1 protein-coding gene is annotated in these 720 nt (G+C 61.8%); it reads right to left on the minus strand.

All coding sequences use genetic code 11. From position 1 onward, the window contains the following. Window positions 1-587, minus strand: a 587-nt coding sequence (locus tag HMPREF0372_RS08675) for an ATP-binding cassette domain-containing protein (RefSeq protein ID WP_007490996.1), incomplete at its 3' end; no start/stop codon positions are given. Window positions 588-720: the final 133 nt, after the last annotated feature.

The following is a 720-nucleotide window of genomic DNA, read 5'->3' on the forward strand; positions in this document are numbered from 1 at the left end:
CGCTCCCCCAGCCGTTGGAAGGCATCCTCCACCAAGGCGATACGCCGGCGATCCAGCCCCTTGGTAGGTTCATCCGCCAGAACCAGATCCGCCCCGGCGGCTATCCCCATGGCAATCAGTACCCGCTGGCGCATACCGCCGGAGAGCTGAAAAGGATAGCTGCGGCACAGAGCTGCGCCATGCTCCAGCCCAAAGGACTCCAACAGCGCGGCCGCCTGAACCAGCGCTTCTCTCCGGGTACAGGGCTGATGCTTTCGAATGGCCTCGCAAAGCTGGTGGCCCACGGTATAGAGTGGATTAAGTCCATTCCCGCTTCCCTGCGGAATATAGGCGATCTCTTTTCCCCGGATCTGGTTGAACTCCCGCTCCCGGCAGCCCAACAACTCGCGGCCGTTGAGGCGGATAGAGCCGGTGACCCGGGCTGAGGCGGGCAGCAGCCCCAGTGCGGCCAACAGCAGGACACTCTTTCCGCTGCCCGTTTCCCCCACCACCGCCAGACGGTCGCCGTCGCCTACCGTAAATGTCGTATCGCTCACCGCCTCAGGGTTGTCACCGAAGCGGATGGAAACCCCCTCAATTTCCAGCATTGGCTTCCTCCTTTCTGCCTCTTCCCCGCGCAGGGTCCTCACCGTAATAGCTCAGCAGCATAAACCCAAGCACAGAGACCGAGATGCACAGGATGGGCGGCACATACCACCAATAGGAGCCGTTGATGATTCC

This window comes from Flavonifractor plautii ATCC 29863 (genome assembly GCF_000239295.1).
GTDB classification, from domain to species: Bacteria; Bacillota; Clostridia; order Oscillospirales; family Oscillospiraceae; genus Flavonifractor; species Flavonifractor plautii.